This is a genomic window from Kribbella sp. (genome assembly GCF_035655035.1).
Lineage (GTDB): Bacteria > Actinomycetota > Actinomycetes > Propionibacteriales > Kribbellaceae > Kribbella.
The window spans coordinates 1-3,075 of record NZ_DASRVN010000086.1; the positions used below are offsets into that span (position 1 = coordinate 1).

General features: G+C 69.8%; 3 protein-coding genes and 2 pseudogenes. 2 read left to right on the forward strand and 3 right to left on the reverse strand.

Going from position 1 to position 3,075, the window contains the following annotated elements:
* Both VFF46_RS05185 and VFF46_RS05190 read right to left on the reverse strand, forming a co-directional pair.
* Positions 1-380 (reverse strand): annotated as a pseudogene (locus VFF46_RS05185) (hypothetical protein); the annotation flags it as partial.
* A 105-nt stretch (positions 381-485) separates the two neighbouring features.
* Positions 486-1,058, reverse strand: a complete 573-nt coding sequence (locus VFF46_RS05190; RefSeq protein WP_325035862.1) for a TetR/AcrR family transcriptional regulator — start codon at positions 1,056-1,058, stop codon at positions 486-488.
* Positions 1,059-1,171: 113 nt separating this feature from the next.
* Between VFF46_RS05190 and VFF46_RS05195 the strand changes: the two genes are divergently transcribed.
* Positions 1,172-2,101: an alpha/beta hydrolase gene (locus tag VFF46_RS05195; RefSeq protein ID WP_325035863.1), complete on the forward strand. Its 930-nt coding sequence runs from the start codon at positions 1,172-1,174 to the stop codon at positions 2,099-2,101.
* Here VFF46_RS05195 and mug read toward each other — a convergent pair.
* Positions 2,094-2,594 carry a G/U mismatch-specific DNA glycosylase gene (gene mug, locus VFF46_RS05200; protein ID WP_325035864.1) on the reverse strand — a complete coding sequence of 167 codons (501 nt, stop codon included), beginning with the start codon at positions 2,592-2,594 and terminating at the stop codon, positions 2,094-2,096. The genes VFF46_RS05195 and mug overlap by 8 nt on opposite strands.
* 178 nt (positions 2,595-2,772) lie before the next feature.
* On the opposite strand from mug, the pseudogene VFF46_RS05205 reads away from it, so the two are divergent.
* Positions 2,773-3,075, forward strand: a pseudogene (locus tag VFF46_RS05205) (ATP-dependent Clp protease ATP-binding subunit); the annotation flags it as partial.

Below are 3,075 nucleotides of genomic sequence, written 5' to 3' on the forward strand. Positions count from 1 at the left end.
GCCCGGTGCTCGTCGATCAGCCGTACTGCGAGATGCTCCCGCCGCTGTCGCCGTACCAGGGCCACCAGCCGCGTCCGCAGGAACGCCGGCGCGTCGTCGTACAGGATGCGCAGGTCGTCGTCCGTCACCGGTACGCCGCGACCGACCGCGGCGAGCGCTCGCGCCTGCACGGCCGGTTCGCGGTCCCGGAGCATCCGGGAGACGTACGCCGTGTCCCGGACGAACTCAGCGACCTGCAGACCGAGGACGCGCTCGAACGCAGCGCCGCGGCCGAGCTCACCGAGCAGCCCGGCCAGTTCTGCCGCGTGGTCCGCGAGAAACCGTACGCGCCGGCCGTAGGCGAGTCCGTCGATCGATCGCAGCAGCTCCGGCAAACGCATGGGCCAATCCTGCCGAACGACGGTGCCACCCGCCGCGACTCCGCCGCGGCGGGTCCCGGGGCTTGAGCTCCCCGCAACTCCGCGGTCCAGACCGGGAGACCAGCGTCAGCTCCCGAGCGACGCGTCCAGGATCATCGTCGCGGCCTCCCGGGCGCGCACCGCGGGGTCGGCCGTGCCGGAGATCGCCGAGCGGGTGATGGCGCCCTCGCTGAGCAGGATGAGGTGGTCGGCGAGCTGCTCGGGGTCGCGGGCTCCGGCCGCGGTGGCGAGCTCGCTCAACGCCCGGCGGAAGCCTTCCTTGTGCTCCATCGCCAGCTCGGCGACCCGCGGCGAGACCGTGCCGAGCTCGCCGAACGAGTTGATGAACGCGCAGCCCCGGTAGTCCCGCTGCTGGAACCAGTCGTACAGGAAGTCGAACACCGCGAGCAGCCGGGACCGCGGGTCGGTCGCCGCGTCGACGTGCTCGGCGAGCATCGACTTCCAGAGCGCGTCCCGACGGTCCAGGTACGCCTCGATCAGCGCCTCCTTCGACGGGAACAGCTGGTACAGCCGCTTCAGTGAGACCCCGGACGCGGTCCGGATCGCGTCCATCCCGACCGCCTGTACGCCGCGCTCGTAGAACAGCGCGTCGGCCGCGTCCAGCACCTGCCGCTGCGCCGTCGCCGTGTCCAGCACCATCCGCCAAGACCTCCTGTGTGCTCCGCACCACCTTGCGCGGAGAACCGTCGTTCTCCTAGAGTAGCAAACGCCAGCGGAGAACGACCGTTCTCACGCCATCAGGGAGGAAGACCATGACCGTTCTGGAGCCCGCCGCGCAGGCCTTCGCCGACGCGACCGCAAAGCCGCCGTTCCTGTTCCAGCTGTCCCCGGAAGAGGGCCGCAAGGCCGTCGACGAGGTGCAGACCACCGACTACCCGAAGCTCCCCGTCGACGAGGAGTGGGTGACCGCTGCCGACGGCACCAAGGCGCGGATCGTGAAGCCGCAGGGCGCGACCGGTGTCCTGCCGGTGATCCTCTACATCCACGGCGCCGGCTGGGTGTTCGGCAACGCGCACACCCACGACCGGCTGGTTCGCGAGCTCGCCGTCGGTGCCGGCGCCGCGGTGGTGTTCCCGGAGTACGACCTCTCGCCGGAGGTCCGGTACCCGCACGCGCTCGAGCAGAACTACGCGGTCGCCCGGTGGATCATTGCCTCGGGCAAAGATCACGGTCTGGACGCGGAGCGGCTGGCGATCGCCGGTGACTCGGTCGGCGGGAACATGACCGCCGCGGTCACGCTGCTCGCGAAGGAGCGCGGCGACGTGAAGTTCGTGCAGCAGGTGCTGTTCTACCCGGTGACCGACGCGTCGTTCGACACGGCGTCGTACAAGGAGTTCGCCGAGGGCTACTTCTTGCAGCTCGACGGGATGAAGTGGTTCTGGGACCAGTACACGACCGACGAGAACGAGCGGAACCAGATCACCGCCTCGCCGCTGCGCGCGACCACCGAGCAGCTGCAGGGGCTTCCGCCGGCGCTGGTCGTCACGGGTGCGGCCGACGTACTGCGGGACGAGGGCGAGGCGTACGCCGCCAAGCTGCTCGAGGCCGGGGTGCCGACGACCGCGGTGCGGTTCGCGGCGATCATCCACGACTTCGTGATGCTGGACGCGCTCCGCGACACCTACGCCGCGAACGCCGCGATCGAGCTGGCGATCTCCACGCTGCGGAAGGCTCTTAGCTGAGCTGCTCCAGCTCCGCGAACGCCGCGGTGAGTTTCGGCAACGTGTAGTGGGCATTCAGGCCGCTCGGATTCGGCAGTACCCAGACGCGGGTCGCGCCGATAGTCCGGTCCTGCTTGCCCACTGCGGCCGTACGGTCGCCGAAGGCGTCGCGGTACGCCGTGACGCCGAGCACGGCCAGCCATTCCGGCTGTACGTCGAGCACCTTCTTGATCAGGTTCTCCCCGCCGACGAGGAACTCCGCGCGGGTCAGCTCGGCCGCCTTCGCGGACGGCCGGTCGACGACGTTCGTGATGCCGAGCCGGTAGGTCAACAGCTCCTGCTGCTCCGCGGGCTGCAGCTGCCGAGGGGTGAATCCACTCAGGTGCAACGCCGGCCAGAACCGGTTCCCCGGCCGCGCGAAGTGGTGCCCGGTCGCCGCGGACATCAGCCCGGGGTTGATCCCACAGAACAACACCCGCAACCCGGGCGCGATCACATCCGGAATGCCGTCCACCCGGCACACCCTAGACGCGTACCGAAGAACGGGTAGTGGTGCCCGTGCCGACCGGTGCTGCCGCCTGCGGTCGCCCAGCCGCTGCGAGTCCGGGCGACCATTACCCGTTCTTCGGTACGCAATCCCGGGCGTCAACTCAGGGTTGACGCGCCATAGTCGTCAACCTAGGGTTGACGGTATGACTCCTGGACCGGATCTGCAGCAGCTCATCACGACGATCAAGAGCGACGCCGGCAGCGAGGATGAGCTCGACCAGCTCGCGACCGCGGCGGCGACGATCAGCGAACTGACCACGACCAGCGACCAGGCCCTCGGCTTTTTTGTGGACCGGGCCCGCGGGGCCGGCAAGTCCTGGGTGGAGATCAGCGCCGTCCTCGGCGTCACCAAACAGGCCGCCCACAAGCGCTTCGCCGACTCCTGGACGAGCCGGCCGGCGTTCGAGCGCTACACGCAGCGCGCGCGGACGGTCGTCCAGGCGGCC